Origin of the sequence: Pseudomonas sp. 203-8 (assembly GCF_020708595.1) — a bacterium.
GTDB classification, from domain to species: domain Bacteria; phylum Pseudomonadota; class Gammaproteobacteria; order Pseudomonadales; family Pseudomonadaceae; genus Pseudomonas; species Pseudomonas aeruginosa.
This window is the reverse complement of the sequence record NZ_JAJFDF010000003.1, coordinates 388,085-403,526: the sequence shown is the minus strand read 5'-3', so window position 1 is coordinate 403,526 and position 15,442 is coordinate 388,085. Positions and strand designations below refer to the sequence as shown.

At 65.6% G+C, this 15,442-nt stretch carries 11 protein-coding genes and 1 pseudogene; 2 read left to right on the top strand and 10 right to left on the bottom strand.

Annotation, left to right across the window (positions count from 1 at the left end; all coding sequences use genetic code 11):
- Window positions 1-73: 73 nt before the first annotated feature.
- The 6 genes from LJF27_RS08620 to LJF27_RS08595 all read right to left on the bottom strand — a co-directional run bounded on the left by LJF27_RS08620 (window position 74) and on the right by LJF27_RS08595 (window position 6,278).
- Complete coding sequence (locus LJF27_RS08620) at window positions 74-910, bottom strand: bifunctional allantoicase/(S)-ureidoglycine aminohydrolase (protein WP_003086528.1); 837 nt, start codon at window positions 908-910, stop codon at window positions 74-76.
- A gap of 136 nt (window positions 911-1,046) precedes the next feature.
- Window positions 1,047-1,949, bottom strand: coding sequence for a LysR family transcriptional regulator (locus tag LJF27_RS08615; protein ID WP_023116696.1), 903 nt, complete (start codon window positions 1,947-1,949; stop codon window positions 1,047-1,049).
- A 197-nt stretch (window positions 1,950-2,146) separates the two neighbouring features.
- On the bottom strand, window positions 2,147-2,812 hold the full coding sequence (locus tag LJF27_RS08610; RefSeq protein ID WP_023103356.1) for an acetyltransferase: 666 nt from the start codon (window positions 2,810-2,812) through the stop codon (window positions 2,147-2,149).
- Between the two features lie 612 nt (window positions 2,813-3,424).
- On the bottom strand, window positions 3,425-4,141 hold the full coding sequence (locus tag LJF27_RS08605; protein WP_003086532.1) for a UTRA domain-containing protein: 717 nt from the start codon (window positions 4,139-4,141) through the stop codon (window positions 3,425-3,427).
- 81 nt (window positions 4,142-4,222) lie between these two features.
- Window positions 4,223-4,876: an HAD family hydrolase gene (locus LJF27_RS08600; RefSeq protein ID WP_229601848.1), complete on the bottom strand. Its 654-nt coding sequence runs from the start codon at window positions 4,874-4,876 to the stop codon at window positions 4,223-4,225.
- Between the two features lie 67 nt (window positions 4,877-4,943).
- Window positions 4,944-6,278, bottom strand: a complete 1,335-nt coding sequence (locus tag LJF27_RS08595; RefSeq protein ID WP_012614394.1) for an MFS transporter — start codon at window positions 6,276-6,278, stop codon at window positions 4,944-4,946.
- Window positions 6,279-6,771: 493 nt separating this feature from the next.
- Here LJF27_RS08595 and LJF27_RS08590 point away from each other — a divergent pair, with 493 nt between their 5' ends.
- The gene (locus LJF27_RS08590) at window positions 6,772-7,674 is read left to right on the top strand and encodes a LysR family transcriptional regulator (protein WP_003086538.1); all 903 of its coding nucleotides are present in this window, start codon (window positions 6,772-6,774) and stop codon (window positions 7,672-7,674) included.
- A 4-nt stretch (window positions 7,675-7,678) separates the two neighbouring features.
- Here LJF27_RS08590 and LJF27_RS08585 read toward each other — a convergent pair whose 3' ends face one another.
- The 4 genes from LJF27_RS08585 to LJF27_RS08570 form a co-directional block, all read right to left on the bottom strand.
- Entirely contained in the window at window positions 7,679-8,860 is a 1,182-nt protein-coding gene (locus tag LJF27_RS08585) for an iron-containing alcohol dehydrogenase (RefSeq protein WP_003101834.1), read from the bottom strand.
- Window positions 8,861-8,961: 101 nt separating this feature from the next.
- The gene (locus LJF27_RS08580; RefSeq protein WP_003123143.1) at window positions 8,962-10,452 is read right to left on the bottom strand and encodes an APC family permease; all 1,491 of its coding nucleotides are present in this window, start codon (window positions 10,450-10,452) and stop codon (window positions 8,962-8,964) included.
- A gap of 259 nt (window positions 10,453-10,711) precedes the next feature.
- Entirely contained in the window at window positions 10,712-12,628 is a 1,917-nt protein-coding gene (gene toxA / locus LJF27_RS08575; protein WP_023116695.1) for an exotoxin A, read from the bottom strand.
- A 249-nt stretch (window positions 12,629-12,877) separates the two neighbouring features.
- Window positions 12,878-13,246: a DUF2195 family protein gene (locus tag LJF27_RS08570; protein ID WP_004348661.1), complete on the bottom strand. Its 369-nt coding sequence runs from the start codon at window positions 13,244-13,246 to the stop codon at window positions 12,878-12,880.
- 497 nt (window positions 13,247-13,743) lie between these two features.
- On the opposite strand from LJF27_RS08570, the pseudogene LJF27_RS08565 reads away from it, so the two are divergent.
- A pseudogene (locus LJF27_RS08565) lies at window positions 13,744-15,411 on the top strand (S-type pyocin domain-containing protein); the annotation flags it as partial.
- Window positions 15,412-15,442: the final 31 nt, after the last annotated feature.

Here is a 15,442-nt window from a genome sequence, read left to right as displayed (position 1 = left end):
ACGGGCTGGGCGCCTTCCGCAAACGAAAAACCCGGCGCCATGGCGCCGGGTTCCCTTTCAGCCTGTCTCGCCCTCAATGCGGTGCATTGAGAGTCAGGCGCATGTGCCGGTTGACATCCTTGTACAGCAGGTAGCGGAAGCGCCCCGGGCCGCCCGAATAGCAGGCCTGCGGGCAGAAGGCGCGCAGCCACATGAAGTCGCCGGCCTCCACCTCGACCCAGTCCTGGTTCAGGCGGTACACCGCCTTGCCTTCCAGCACGTACAGGCCGTGCTCCATCACGTGGGTCTCGGCGAAGGGGATCACGCCGCCCGGCTCGAAGTTGACGATGTTGACGTGCATGTCGTGGCGCATGTCGCTCATGTCGACGAAGCGGGTGGTGCTCCAGCGGCCTTCGGTGTCCGGCATCACCAGCGGCTGGATGTCCTGCTCGTTGGTGACGAAGGCTTCCGGCAGCGGTACGCCGTCGACCTTCTGGTAGTGCTTGCGGATCCAGTGGAAGCGGGTGTGCTGGCCGGTGGTATTGCGCACCTTGTAGTCGGCGCCCGGCGGAATGAAGGCGTAGCCGCCCGGCTGCATGGCGTGGACCTGGCCCTGCAGGGTCAGGCTCAGCTCGCCCTCGACGACGAACAGCACGGCCTCGGCGTTGGGATCCTGCTCCGGTTTGTCGCTGCCACCGTTGGGCGCCAGTTCGACGATGTACTGCGAGAAGGTCTCGGCGAAGCCGGACAGCGGGCGGGCGATCACCCACATGCGCATGTTGTCCCAGAACGGCAGGTGGCTGGTGACGATATCGCGCATCACCCCCTTGGGAATCACGGCATAGGCTTCGGTGAACATCGCCCGGTCGGTGAGCAGCTCGGTCTGTGCCGGGTGCCCGCCGTGCGGCGCGTAGTAGCTGGACTTGGACATGGAGCGTTTCCTCGTTGTTGTCTTGCTGCCGGCTCACGCGCCGCCGGAGCGAAATGGGCGGGCGCGAGCCGTTGCTGACGGCAACGATATCCAGCGCCTGTCGCATGCACAAATTAAATGTTGGAATCCAGCATATTCATTTTTCGAATGAGGGCCGGCTCCGGGTATCTTCCGCCAGCACCCGCGACAGCACGCGTGCCAGTGCCTTCACCATCGGATCCGCCGCCGGCCGGTGCAGCAGCGCCACTTCGAACACGTCCACCGCCGGCAGCCCGGCGTTCTTCGGCAGCACCGCGTGGCCTGCGCTCACCGCGCGCAGCGGCAGCAGGCCGATGCCCATGCCGTCGGCGATGGCCGATTGCAGGCCGCTGAGGCTGGAACTGGTGAAGCTGATGTGCCAGCGCCGGCCGACCGCTTCCAGGGCGGCGATCATCTCGTCGCGGTAGACCCCGCGCGGCGGGAAGGTGACGATGGGCAGCGGGTCGAGGTCGATGCAGGGGTTCCTGGCGCTGTCCACCCAGCATGTCTTTTCCGGCCAGCAGGCCAGTGCCTCGCGGCTGGCGCGTCGCTGCTTGAGCAGCACCAGGTCCAGTTCGCCGCGGTCGTAGCTGGCGCTGAGGTCGCGGCTCATGCCGCTGGTGACTTCCAGCTTGACCTGTGGATAACGCCGGTTGAAGGCCGCCAGTCGCTCGGTGGTACGGCCGGCGGCGAAGTCGTCCGGCACGCCGATACGTACCGTCAGCGCCACCGTGGCGCCGGATAGCGCCTCGGCCAGTTCGTCGTTCAGTGCCAGCAGGCGGCGGGCATAGCCGAGCAGTGTATCGCCGGCGTCGGTCGGCAACACGTCGCGGTTGCCGCGCTCCAGCAGGCGGTGTCCGGCCGTTTCCTCCAGGCGGCGAACCTTCTGGCTGACGGTCGACTGGGTCGAGTGCAGGCGCGCGGCGGCAGTGGTGAAGCTGCCGCAATCGGCCACCGTGACGATGGCGCGGAGCAGGTCGAGGTCGAACAGGCGGCTATTCGATTTTTCACTGTCGCTCATAGCAATATCGGGTTTTCAAATGAATACCCCGCTTTTAACAGGTCGTCGCTGTTCGCCGCAATCCACCGATAGAGCAGTTCCAGGAAGTACGTTGAGAACAGATGTTGGTGGCTATCAGGCCGGTCTGGTGGGCAGGTTCTCGCATCCTGCTGGTCAGGTGCCCAGCTAAGGGTAGGAAGACTGCCCCTCGACCTGGCTTACCCCGCCACTTCCTTGCGCACCAGCGGCTTCGCCGGATTGCCAACCACCACGGCACCTGCCGGTACGCTTTTCGTAACCACAGCTCCCATTCCCACCACGGCACCTTCGCCGATCACTATTGGATGCTCCGGCGTTCCCTGCTTGATGACCGCCCCCGTCCCGATGTAGGCGTGACTTTCTATCCTGACGTTGCCGTTGCATTTCACGGAAGGGGCGAAGGTCACGAAGTCGCCTATCTCACAATCGTGTGCCACATAAGAATAGATATTCGCATGGAAGAACTTTCCGATCCTGGTGTTCGAGGTCACCATGGAGAATGGGCAGAGTATGCTGCCTTCGGCAAGTTCGTTGCCGTCCAGGACGACTGCGTTCGATGCCGAGATCGAGAAGGGTCTGGCGCCACCATCCAGCAGGATGTTGCATACCTTCTCGCGGATCCTGCTATTGCCGATGGCGATATTGAAGAATCGTTCGCCCGCCTTCTGCGCCAGGAATTTCTCGGTGGTGAGTACGTCGTAGCCGTTTACGTTCTTTGCCACATCGCCATCATCGATGAATACCAAGCGGAAATTGCCCTGGCTGACCATGCGAAGGTTCTTGTTTGCCAATGGAATGACTTCACGCCCGAACCCACCTGCGCCAACAATTCCATATAGGTCCATATCGTCTCCATGCGTGGGGGGAATCTGCCATGGATAATACCGGCAATATAGTGGCACGTCATGCAGGGGCTGAAGCTGTCGGCACGGACGAACGGGCTGGGCGCTGGTATGACGAAGCTATTCATGTACAGGACCGACTATTCCGGAGAGCTGGTCGCCGTTCTTTAGCGCAGGAGGCTGTCGTCGGCTCCGAGCCCGTAGTCGCGGGCGACGCTGTAGCCCCGGAATGCTCCAGAGTGCCGGCAGCGTGCCGACCAGCAGGTCGTCGGGGGCCCGGGCGCTGCTGCGTATTAGGTGCGGGTGGTAAACAGCCGCGCCTTCGGCTTGCCGATCAGGGTAACCAGGTTGAGGAAGCGATGTGGCGCTGGCAGTGCTCGGTAGCATGATGTCTGTAGTGCACGGTGACGTAGTGGCCGGGGTTTTGGGACGAACGGCTGACCGGTCAGGCTGTGGGAGCGCTTGATGAGATCGAATAGGGGGCAGGCGTACGGGGAATCCCTTGTGTGGCTGGGATGCCGTCTTCTGCTTGTCTGCACCGCAGTCTGCCATCGCGCGCCTGGCTGATTCGTCCAATCCTTGGTCGTTGGCCAACCTTGAGGCTGTCGAGGAGCGCTACTCGGGCACCTCGACGTTGACCTGTAGCGCGTCGTGGCGCCAGTACTCCAGGTCGCAGTCGATCAGGCGGCCCGCCTGGTCGCGGTTGACCCGCACGATCTGTAGCGCCGGGCTGCCCACCGAGACCCGCAGCGGCCCGGCGGCCTCCGCCGGGAGGATGGTCGGGACCATCTCGAAGCGCACCCGGCCGTAGCGGATGCCGTAGTGGTTGGCGTAGAGATCGGTCAGCGAGCGAGTCAGGTCGAAGCGCTCGATGCCGGGAAAGTAGGCGGGATTCAGGTAGTGCTCGACGTACAGCACCAGCCGCCCGTCGACCCGCCGCGCCCGGCGGATCTGGAACACCCGCGACAGCGCCGGCAGCTCCAGGCGCTGGCAGATGTCGACGCTGGCCGGGATCATCGCCGCGCCGAGCACCTCGGTCTCCGGCACCCGACCCTGGTCGGCGACCATCGCGTGGAAGTGGCTGCGCACCAGCGGGTTGTACAGCAGCCGCTGCGGCGAGACGAACCAGCCGCGGCGTTCCTCGCGGTAGATCAGGCCCTGGTCCTCCAACTGGCCGAGCGCCTCGCGCAGGGTGATGCGGGTGGTCGAGAACAGCTCGCTCAACTGCCGTTCGCTGGGCAGCTTGCTGCCGCGCGCGAGCAGGCCGCGCTCGATCTGCTCGCGCAGGGACTGGTAGATCACCGTCAGGGGTCGGGACGGCTCGTCGCGCATATCGACGCTTCTCCGCTGGGGCTCCGGGGGGCTACAGGGTAATGCTTCCGGGCCGCCGGCGGTATAGCGCGGCGCGCCTTCTCAGCGCCATTGCAGCACCGGCCAGCCGGCCTCGCGGGCGTGCCCGAGCAGCGCTGGGTCGGGGTTCACCGTGTGCGGCCGGTCGACCCGCGAGAGCAGCGGCAGGTCGTTGCGCGAGTCGGAATAGAAGGTCGCGCCGGCCAGCGTCTCGCCCTCCTGGGCCAGCCAGGCGTCGAGGCGACGGACCTTGCCCTCGCGGTAGGTGAGGGTGCCGCGGGTGCGCCCGGTGTAGAGGCCGTCGCGCTCCTCGATGTCGATCGCCAGCACCTCGTCCACCCCCAGCCGGCGGCCGATGGCGCTGACCAGGAAGTGCGCCGAGGCGGAGATGATCAGCAGGCGGTCGCCGGCCTTGCGGTGGCGTTCCAGGCAGCGCAGGGCGTCGGCGTGGATGCGCGGCGCTATGATCCGCGCGACGAAATCCTCGACGGCGCCGGCGATCTCCGCCGGGGTGCGGCCGGCGATGGGCGCCAGGCTGAAGTCCATGTAGTCCTCCATGGCCAGCCGGCCCTCGGCATAGAGTTCCATGAGGCGGCGTTCCTGGTGCAGGAAGGCGGTCTTCTCGACCCAGCCCAGTTCGGTCATGTAGCGCCCCCAGAGGGTCGCGCAGTCGCCGTCGATCAGGGTGTCGTCGAGGTCGAAGAGAGCAAGTGGCATAGGCGGTTCCTTGTTCGCTAGGGATTGGCCCGGCACGCCTGGCGCCGGGCGGTGGTTCGGCGAGGTTTCAACGCGGCTTGCCGGCCGCCAGCAGCGGCCCGCCGGCATGCGCCTTCGGTTCGACGCGGCACGCGCCTGGCCGGCTGTTCCAGAACGGCACCAGCAGCAGGCTGGCGAGCAGCGCGGTGGCGGTGAACACGAAGAACACCGTGAGGGTGTCGAAGTAGCCCGGCAGCAGGCCGCCGAGGATCGCCCCGACCGAGCCGCAGCCGTTGACGAAGCCGGTGGCGGTACCGGCTGCTTCGCTGGTACCGAAGTCGATGGCGGCGGCGCCGCTGATCATCGAGTCCGGCCCGTAGAGGGTGACGCCCATCATGAACAGCAGGCCGACCACCAGGTACAGGCTGCCGCTCTGCATCGCCGGGACGAACAGCGCCAGGCTCACGGTCAGCGCCGCCAGGCTGAGCACGCAGGCCGGCATGCGGCGGGCGCCGAACAGCTTGTCCGAGGCCAGGCCGATGAGGATCGGCCCGGCCAGCCCGGCGACCTCGAAGGCCGAAGGCACGATGGCCGAGGCGACCTTGCCGATCTCCGGCATGCGTTCGTAGATGATCACCGGGCCCCAGAGCAGGATCGCGTAGCGCGCCGGCTTGAGCAGGAAGTAGGCGATGCCGAGGACCAGCACGTGGGGATTCCTGAGCGCCTTCAGCAGGGCGCCGGAATGGCTCGGCCGGGGCGCGTTGGCGGGGGGCGCGGCCTCGGCCTCCACGGGCGGCAGGCCGACGTCCTGCGGACGGTTGCGCTGGAGGAAGAAGAACAGCACGGCCACCGCCAGCACCACTCCCGCCGAGGACAGGAAGGCCATGCGCCAGTCATGCGTCAACCGGTAGGCGCACCAGCCGGCGAACGGCGTCGCCACCAGCCCGCCGAAGGCGTAGCAGGTACTCCACAGGCCGAGCACGCGGCCTCGCTCGTAGGTGGCGAAGAAGGCGCCGATGTTCTTGCACAGCCCCGACCAGCCGGTGGACTGCGCCAGGCCCTGGACCACCATGCAGGCGGCGAAGATCGGCAGGGTGGCGAAGGTACCCATCGCCAGCGCCGCCAGCGCCGAGGTGAGCAAACCGCCGAGCACCACCACGCGGGTGCCGAAACGGTCGGCGAACACCCCCCACATGAACTGGCCCACGGCGTAGGCGGCCAGGTAGAGGGCATCGAGATCGGCCATGGCGCTCTTGTCGAGCTCGAAGGAGGGGTCTTCGGCGATGCCGAGCTTGGCCACCGAGAAGGCCTTGCGGGTGAAGTAGAAGGCGGCGTAGGCCAGCCAGGTGATGACGAAGATCTGGATGCGCCAGCGCTGGAGCGATTGCCAGCCACGGTGCAGGGTACCGTTGTGGTTGTTCATGTGGGTCCCTATGGGTCTAGACAGTGCGGGGAGGTTGTTCTTGTTGTGCTGCTGCAAAGCTGTCCGGATGAATGGTCTAGGCCAGATGCCTTTCCCATGACTTTTTTCGTGCGCAAGGTTGGCTGTCGACGCGCTCCTGCTCGGTCCTGCCGAGGCTGAGATGGATTGTGAAGGCTTGGTGGCGGTGCGTGGCGCCGATCCGGTCAGGCTGGGCCGGCTGGCGAAGGTCAATCTAGCACCGGGTATTTTTATGGTCTAGACCAAAAGCGGAGCGAAACGATTCGATTTTTTCGAGGGATTGCCTGGGATTGGTGCATTTTCTTGTCCTGGCGGCACCTTTTGGCGGGACTTTTCTACGTATTTTCAAGAAATTGGAATAGACCAGATTTTCGATGATACGCCAGCGCCTCTGGTGCGCCGTGCGCCGCCGCTGGATGGCCGCGTGTCGCGGCGCTCGGCTAGACTGCGGGACCTCGCGCCGGATCGGACCGCCATGCTGAGAAACGTCACCGACCTAGACCTGCGTCTGTTGCGCATCTTCGCCTGCGTGGTGAAGTGCGGCGGTTTCACCGCGGCCCAGGCCGAGCTGAACATGAGCCAGTCGAACATCAGCATGCACATCGCCAGCCTGGAGAAGCGCCTCGGCTACCGGCTCTGCGAGCGCGGCAAGGGCGGCTTCCGACTGACCGCCAAGGGTCGCCGGGTGCTGGAGGCTTCGCGAACGATGTTCGACGCCATCGGCCTGTTTCGCGACCAGGCGCAGGCGTTATCCGGACGTTTGGTCGGGGAGCTGTACCTGGGCCTGGCGGACAATCTCGCGACCTTGCCCCAGGCCCGTTTCGGCGATGCGCTGGCGCGCTTCCAGCGGCGCGACCAGGATGTCCAGCTGAACCTTTTCGTCAATTCGCCCACCGAGCTGGAACTGGCGGTGATCGAAGGCGAGCTGGACCTGGCGATCTCCTATTTCAGCCGTTCGCGGCCGAGCCTCGAATACCGCCCGCTGTATCGCGAAGAGATCGGCGTGTTCTGCGGCGATCGCCATCCGCTGTTCGCCGAGGCGCAGCCGACCCTGGAGCGGATCGCCGCCTGTGACTGGGTGATGCATGGCTTCCTGCCGGAAAACCTGGTCCTGCCGCTACGCCCGTCGCGCAGCCGCGCCACCGCCTACCACATGGAAGCGGTCGCCCATGCCGTGCTGGCCGGCACCCACCTGGGCTACCTGCCGACCCATTACGCCGAAGCCTGGATCGAGCGCGGGCGGATGCGCGCGCTGTTGCCGGAGCGGCTGAGCTATCCGGTGGAGCACAGCATGATCGTCTATGCCGGGCGCCCCCTCAGCGAAGCCGCCCGCGCCTTCATCGACGACCTGCTGCAGGTCCACGGCCTGGCGTCCTGAGCGCTCAGGCGAGAGTCCCGGCCACCGCCTGGCGGTAGATGCGCGCATAATCCCGGGCATCGAGCGGCAGGGCGTTGGTCGCCGAGGACGACAGGTCGGCCAGCGCCTGCTCGCCCACCCATTGCGCGTCCTCGCCATCCAGGCCGAGGGCGGCGAGGTTCGCCGGGATGCCGATGCGCGCGCGCAGTTCGAGGATCCACGCCAGCAGGCCGTCGAAGCTCGCTTCGTCGAGTTCCAGGTAGCGCGCCAGGCGCGCGGCGTCGGCTTCTATCGCCGGGCGGTTGGCCAGCAGAACGTAGGGCAGCAGCACGGCGTTCAGCAGGCCGTGGTGCAGGTGATGGCGAGCGCCCAGCGGGTGGGCCAGGGCGTGGACCCCGCCAAGCCCCTTCTGGAATGCCACTGCGGCGCTGGCCGAGGCTACCAGCATGCCTTCCCGGGCGGCGAGGTCGTTGCCGTCGCGCACGGCGTTTTCCAGGTGCTGCCTGACCAGGCGCACGCCTTCCAGGGCGATGCCCGCCGACATCGGATGGTAGAGCGGCGAGAACAGCGCCTCCAGGTGATGGGTGAGGGCGTCCATGCCGGTGGCGGCGCTCAGCGCCGGCGGCAACCCGCGGGTCAGGCGCGGGTCGAGGAATACGCAGGCGGCCAGCAGCTCGCGATGGCCGACGACCCGCTTGATGCCCAGTTGCGTGTCGGTCAGCACCGCCTCGCGTCCCAGTTCCGAGCCGGTGCCGGCGGTCGTGGGAAGCGCCAGCAGCGGCGGCAGGCCGAGCAGCGGGTAGTCGGCGAGGGTCGGATAGCTGCGCAGCGTCTGTGTCCATTCGAAGCGTTCGAGGCCGTGCGGATCGCGGCTGAGCAGGGCGATTCCCTTGGCCGCGTCGAGGGCGCTGCCGCCGCCGAGAGCGATCAGCGCGTCATGCCCGCCAGCCTCGAAGCGCCTGGCGCCGCCGTGGACTTCAGCGAGGCTGGGGTTGCTCGACAGTTCGTGGAACAGGTCATGGTCGATGCCGGCGCGTTCCAGGCACTCGCGCACCAGGCGCAGGGGCTCCAGGGCGAGCATGCCGGGATCGGTGACCAGCAGGGGCCGGCGTGCGCCCGCCAGCGCGCAACGCCTCGGCAGTTGTTCCAGGGCGCCGACGCCGCAGAGGATATCGGTGGGGTAGTTCCAGTAATGCAGGTCGCTCATGGCGATGCTCCGTGAAAGCAGGATGAGCCGGGCCCCGCCGGGCGCGAAGCCAGCGTGCGGGAACAACCGGAGGAGGCGCCGGAACGGCCGGCGCGTGCGGGTCAGTCCGCCGGCGGAGCGGCGAAGCTGAGGCTGGTGGCGATGCGCCGATGCGGCTTGGCGATGACCATGTAGAGCAGGCCGAACGCGGCCAGCGCGGAGAACACCACGACCACCGCCCAGACCTGGAACCAGGGCGCGTCGGGCGGGGCGAGGCTGGCCCGCGGCCAGGCGACGTTGAGCGCCTCGAACGACAGCCAGGCGACTGCCAGGACGTTCACCGCCAGCCCCGCGCGTCCCAGGCGCAAGGCGCCCTTGTCCGGGTCCCAGCGGCCGACGAGGCGGGCCCAGAGGGCGCAGGCGGCGACGATCAGAAAGACCACGAAGAAACCGCCGCTGCCGAACGCGATCAGCGTGCCGACCGCCGTGGCGTTCAGCCCCAGGGCCAGGCCGAGGCTGGCCAGCAGCGTGCTGCAGACCATCGCCGCCATCGGCACCTTGCGCCGGTCGACCCGGCGCAGCAGGGCGGAGCCGGGCAGGATGGCGTCGCGCGCCATGCCGAAGATCGCCCGGCCGATATAGGTCTGCACCGACACCACGCAGGCGACGAAGGCGATCAGCACCACTGCGACGAAGGGCCGCTCGGCCCAGGCGCCGAAGGCGTCCACCACCGCCGGGGTGACCGGGTCGACCACCTGGCCGCTGACCACCGCGCCGATGTCCTGGTAGGACAGGGTCACGGCGAAGGCGGTGAGCATCACGGTGAGTCCCACCACCAGCATCGAGCGCAGGATCGCCCGGGGAGTGGAGACGCGGGCATCGGTGGTTTCCTCGGAAATCTGCGAGCAGGCGTCGAAGCCGAGGAAGGCCCAGCCGCCCACCGCCAGCGCGGTCAGCACGCCGTCCAGGTAGGCGCCGTCCGCACCGCCTGTGCCGCCCGGGCCGCTGAACAGCAGGTCGAGCGGATGGTTGCGGAAGAACAGCAGCAACAGCACGCCGATACCGATGGAGGCGATGGCCTCGGCGACGATCCCGGCATTGACGAAGTACTTCAGCGGGTTGATCCCCAGCAGGTTCACCGCCAGGCCCAGCGCCAGCAGCAGCGCGCCGCAGAGCACCTGGCCGTTGGCCGACGGCGGCGCGCCGGTCGCCAGCAGGCCGAGCCAGAAGCCGCCGAGGTAGGCCACGGTGGTCAGCGAGGCCAGCGCCGAAGCCAGGTAGAGGAAGCCGGTGAACCAGGCCAGGCGGTCGCCCACCAGGCGTCGCACCCACTGGTAGCAGCCGCCGGCCAGCGGAAACTGCGAGGACAGCTCGGCGTAGACCAGCGCCACGCCGAACTGCAGCAGCAGGCACAGCGGCACCACCCAGACCCAGGAGGGGCCCATGCTCATGGCGCCGAGGGACATCACCGAGTAGATGCCCACCACCGGCGAGATGGTGGCGAAGCCGACGGAAAAGGACGACCACAGGCTCAGCCCGCGCTCCAGTTCCTGGCGATAGCCGTGGGCCGCCAGCAGGCGTTCGTCGCGGGAGGCATCGCGGAGATCAGTCATGGCGGTCTCCGGGCGAGCGCTGCGGGGAAGGGGAAAGGCGGATGCCACCGATGCGATGGGTGAGCATGGAGAGTCCTCGTCGGCTATTGGAATTGTTATGGCCGCTTCCGGGACGAGCGAAAGCGTGGCAGACGCAGGTTAGGCGGATTACCTATCAGGATGAATTCATATTCGATTGGGCTGGCATCAGGAAAACCTGATGTATGGCCAGGCCCCGAGAAGGCCGGCTCCTGCGAAGGGAGCCGGCCGGTCGCGGCAGTTACTTCAGGTCCTCGCGCGGCGGTTTGCCGGGCTGGCTGGCGTAGTCCGGCAGGGCGCTGATCGCCTGTTCCTTGTCGGGGATGCTGGACGGGTCGAGGTCGCCGCCGACGTTGCGCGGGTCGGTGGGGATCGCCGAGGGAATCACCACGGTGCGCTCGGCCAGCGGCCAGCCGAGAATGGTCTCCAGGCGCCCGCCTTCCTCCTCGGGGCCGGTGATGGCGTCCAGGCGCAGCGGCAGCGGATGGCCGATCAGCCGTTCGACCTCGCCCGCCGCCTCCGGCGCGGCCAGGGTCAGGCCGGTGCGGTAGAAGCCCGGCAGACTCGAGCGCGGCACATAGACCCGCAGCAGGGCACCGTTGCGGATCCGGCCGCGCGCGTCGGGTTCCTGGTCCTGGGCGTAGCCGTAGGCCAGCGCCGGATCGCCGGCGATATAGAAACCGCGCCAGATCGCGTCGAGGTCCTGGCTGCGCGCGCGCACCCCGCCGAAGACGATGCTTTGCGCCGCTTCGAGGAAGGTGCCGTGGTAGCCGACGAACACATAGCCGCGCTCCTCCAGTTGGCGGTGCGCCTGGAGCAGCCGCTCCACCGTCCAGTTCTGCGTGCCGCGGGTGCTGAAGCTGATGTCGCCGCCGTCGCCGAGGAACTCCGCGCCAGTGGGATAGTTGCGCTCCAGCAGGGCGTCGCCGCTGTCCGCCGGGCCCGCGCATTCACCGGCGGCGACCGGGCAGGTCAGGCTCACCACGTCGGCGCTGGCCGCGCCGGCCTCGTCGTTGCCTGTGCCCTGCCGGACGAAGCGCTCGCTCTCGGCGGCGGCCAGGGTCAGGGCCAGACGGGCCTGCTCCGGCTGCTCGCGGATCGCTTCGCCCAGGTCGCCGCCGCTGCCGGGGCTGGCCAGGGCGTTGCGGATCACTTGGTCGACCTGGTTCCACGACAGTCGCGCCGCCAGGTAGAGGGCGACCAGCCGCTGCACCGGATAGCCGCACTGCTCCAGTTGTTCCCAGCCGCGCGGCTGGCGATGACGGGTGAAAGTCTCCAGCGGCAGGTGGCAAGCCTGGTGCGCGGTCAGCGCGGCCAGGCTGCCGCCCTCGGGGAAGTGCAGGCGATGACTGATGACCGTGGGCTTGATGTCCAGGTCATGCTTCGCCGGGTTGCCGGCGAGCACCCGGTAGATCTTGCCTTCCCAGGTATCGTCGAGGTTGCAGCGTTGCTGGGCGAGGTAGTTGTAGACCCCGTCCAGCGGGTCGAGCAGGCACAACACCTTGCCGCTGGCCCATTCGCTCCAGCGCTTTTCCCGGCGCGGCTGGGTCTTGGCCATGACCACGCTGACCCCGGCATGGCTGATGGCGAGCGTCGGCTGCATCTCGTTGCTCTCGTGCGCCCTGACGAAGAAGGTGGCATCGCGCGCCAGCTTCGCCAGCAACTCGTCGCCCATCTCGATGGTGTAGATCGGCGACATGTGGCTGAGCTGGTTACCGGCGTTCAGTTCGTGGATGAACACCTTGATGTTCGAGGGCTTCTCGTGGCCGATCGGTACCAGCCAGTTCAGCGACCAACTGCCGCGCGCCTGGCGCGTGTAGCTGTAGCGCACCGGCTTGTTCGGCTCGACGCCGCCTTCGAGGCGGATGGTCAGGCCGTCGCTGGTGATGCTGAGGGCGTTGTCGATGGCCAGCTTGAGCGCGTCGTTGCCGCCCTCCAGGACCATGGAGTAGTGCAGCACGCCCTGGCCGTTGGTGTCGGCGATGGCCGGGTCGACGCTCATGCGGCTGGAACGCACGCCGTCCTTGAGGTCGAGCACGCAGGCTTTGGCGCATTCGTTCCAGAGATCGAAGGCTTCCTCGGCGGCGGACGCGGACGAGCCGCCGGCGAGCAGGCCGAGGCTGGCGACCAGGGGGATCCAATGGGGTATCAGGTGCATCGCGATGGCTCCTGTGATGGGTGAAGGATGAGGCTGATCGAGCGGTTGGTTTTTCTTGTCGGGCGAGCCGGCGGAGAGCGGCGGGGCGTCTAGGGTGCGGGTTGCGGGGAGGCTGGCGGGGAGCGGAAGAGGGCTTTTATGGGATTTATGAACTGGATTGCAGAGTGGTGAATGTGCGAACGGGAGGCTTGCCGATCGGCGTGTGCATGCAGGGCGTCCATCTCGGCCTGGTGGTGACAGCCCGGCCTGTCAGTCAGGCGCCTGACAACCCAGGGTGACGACCAGTTCGCGGCCGCTCGCCAAGCCGGCGTCCGCCGCCAGGGTCAGCGTGCGCGGCGTGTCCTGGCGACTATCGAGCAGCCCCTCTTGAAGCACGAAGCTGTCGGCGCTGGCGCCCCTGGCCAGCAGCCGATATCGCACCAGCGCCGAGGTACAGCCGCATTCGCCTGTGGAGCGCCGGGCCTCAAGGGTGAATGGCAGGTGCAACTGGCCCTCCGCCGTGTGCGGTGCACCGAGCCGGGCGGCAAGGCAGGCGGAGAGGGCATTGTCGAGCGTCGCCGCGTCGGCGAATGGGGCGGCCAGGCAGAGGCTGCCGAGGAGCAGAGCTTTGGCGTCCATGTCGGGGTTCCGCTGAGGATGGAAAGGGCATCATGGCTGAGGCGGCTTTATTCGTCGAACGATGGCTGGCCCTGCCGGTATATCGGCCAGGACTTCATGCGCTGCGGAAACGGCCTGACCAGGTACAGCGGCTTGCAATCAAAAACGCTGGGCTCGCAATCAGGGTGGTTTTGTCCGGAAGCTCGCGAAGGGGCGGCATGGATGAATTTTGAAAGTGGGACTTCGTTAATGAACTGAAGGTATGCGGCTTCCGTGACTGGCAGGGGTAGATGAGGTTTGCGTGCAGAAAATGACCGCTGGATGGGCGCATGCGCAAACGAGGTCGTTTCGTAGAAGGGAATGGCCAAGGATGGGCCTTCTGGGTCATTGGATACGGGATATTGCAGTTTGATTGAAGTGTATTTCCAGTGTATTGGCGCTCATCTGGCAAGGGGTGTTTAAAAAGGCTAATTCGACGTAAATAATCAGCCATGCACTCATGGAAGTAGGAAATACATATGGCACGACCCATTGCTGACCTTATCCACTTCAACTCTACAACTGTTACGGCAAGCGGAGACGTTTATTACGGCCCTGGGGGAGGTACCGGCATTGGCCCCATTGCCAGACCTATAGAGCACGGCTTGGATTCGTCCACTGAAAATGGCTGGCAAGAGTTTGAAAGTTATGCTGATCTGGGCGTTGACCCCAGACGCTATGTTCCTCTTCAGGTTAAAGAAAAACGCAGGGAGATCGAGCTTCAGTTCCGAGATGCCGAGAAAAAACTTGAGGCGTCGGTACAAGCCGAGCTGGATAAGGCTGATGCCGCTCTTGGTCCGGCAAAGAATCTTGCACCATTGGACGTCATCAACCGCAGTCTGACCATCGTTGGAAACGCCCTCCAGCAAAAGAATCAAAAACTACTGCTGAATCAGAAGAAGATTACCAGCCTGGGTGCAAAGAATTTCCTTACCCGTACGGCGGAAGAGATCGGTGAACAAGCGGTGCGAGAAGGCAATATTAACGGACCTGAAGCCTATATGCGCTTCCTCGACAGGGAAATGGAAGGTCTCACGGCAGCGTATAACGTAAAACTCTTCACCGAAGCGATCAGTAGTCTCCAGATCCGCATGAATACGTTGACCGCCGCCAAAGCAAGTATTGAGGCGGCCGCAGCAAACAAGGCGCGTGAACAAGCAGCGGCTGAGGCCAAACGCAAAGCCGAAGAGCAGGCCCGCCAGCAAGCGGCTATAAGAGCTGCCAATACCTATGCCATGCCGGCCAATGGCAGCGTTGTCGCCACCGCCGCAGGCCGGGGTCTGATCCAGGTCGCACAAGGCGCCGCATCCCTTGCTCAAGCGATCTCCGATGCGATTGCCGTCCTGGGCCGGGTCCTGGTTTCAGCACCCTCGGTGATGGCCGTGGGCTTTGCCAGTCTGACCTACTCCTCCCGGACTGCCGAGCAATGGCAGGACCAAACGCCCGATAGCGTTCGTTACGCCCTGGGCATGGATGCCAACAAGCTGGGGCTTCCCTCAAGCGTAAATCTGAACGCGGTTGCAAAAGCAGGTGGTACCGTCGATCTGCCGATGCGACTGACCAACGAGGCACGGGGCAGCACGACGACCCTTTCGGTGGTCAGCACCGATGGTGTGAGCGTTCCGAAAGCCGTTCCAGTCCGGATGGCGGCCTATAACACCGCAACAGGACTGTACGAGGTTACGGTTCCCTCTACGGTCGCAGAAGCACCGCCGCTTATCCTGACCTGGACGCCGGCGAGTCCTCCCGGAAACCAGAACCCTTCGAGTACCACTCCGGTCGTATCGAAGCCGGTGCCGGTATATGAGGGAGCGGCCCTCACACCGTTGAAGACCGACCCGGAGTCCTATCCGGGAATGCTACTGGACCTAAACGATCTGATCGTGATTTTCCCGGCGGATTCTGGAGTCAAACCTGTTTATGTAATGCTCAGTAGTCCTCTTGATAGTGGTATATTCACGAGAAAGCAGCTGCTTAAGAAATATCAAAGTCATGCCGATGACTTTGGCTTCGCCGGCAGAAATGCAAATAACACCACCTTGGCGGAGTTCAGAGATAAAATTCTGGAACACCTTGGCTCACCTTCAACTATTGAAAAAGGTGTTTATCATAGATATCAAGGATCCAAGGTGTTTTACAATCCTGACACTAATATTGTGGTTGTTCTCAAAGAGGATG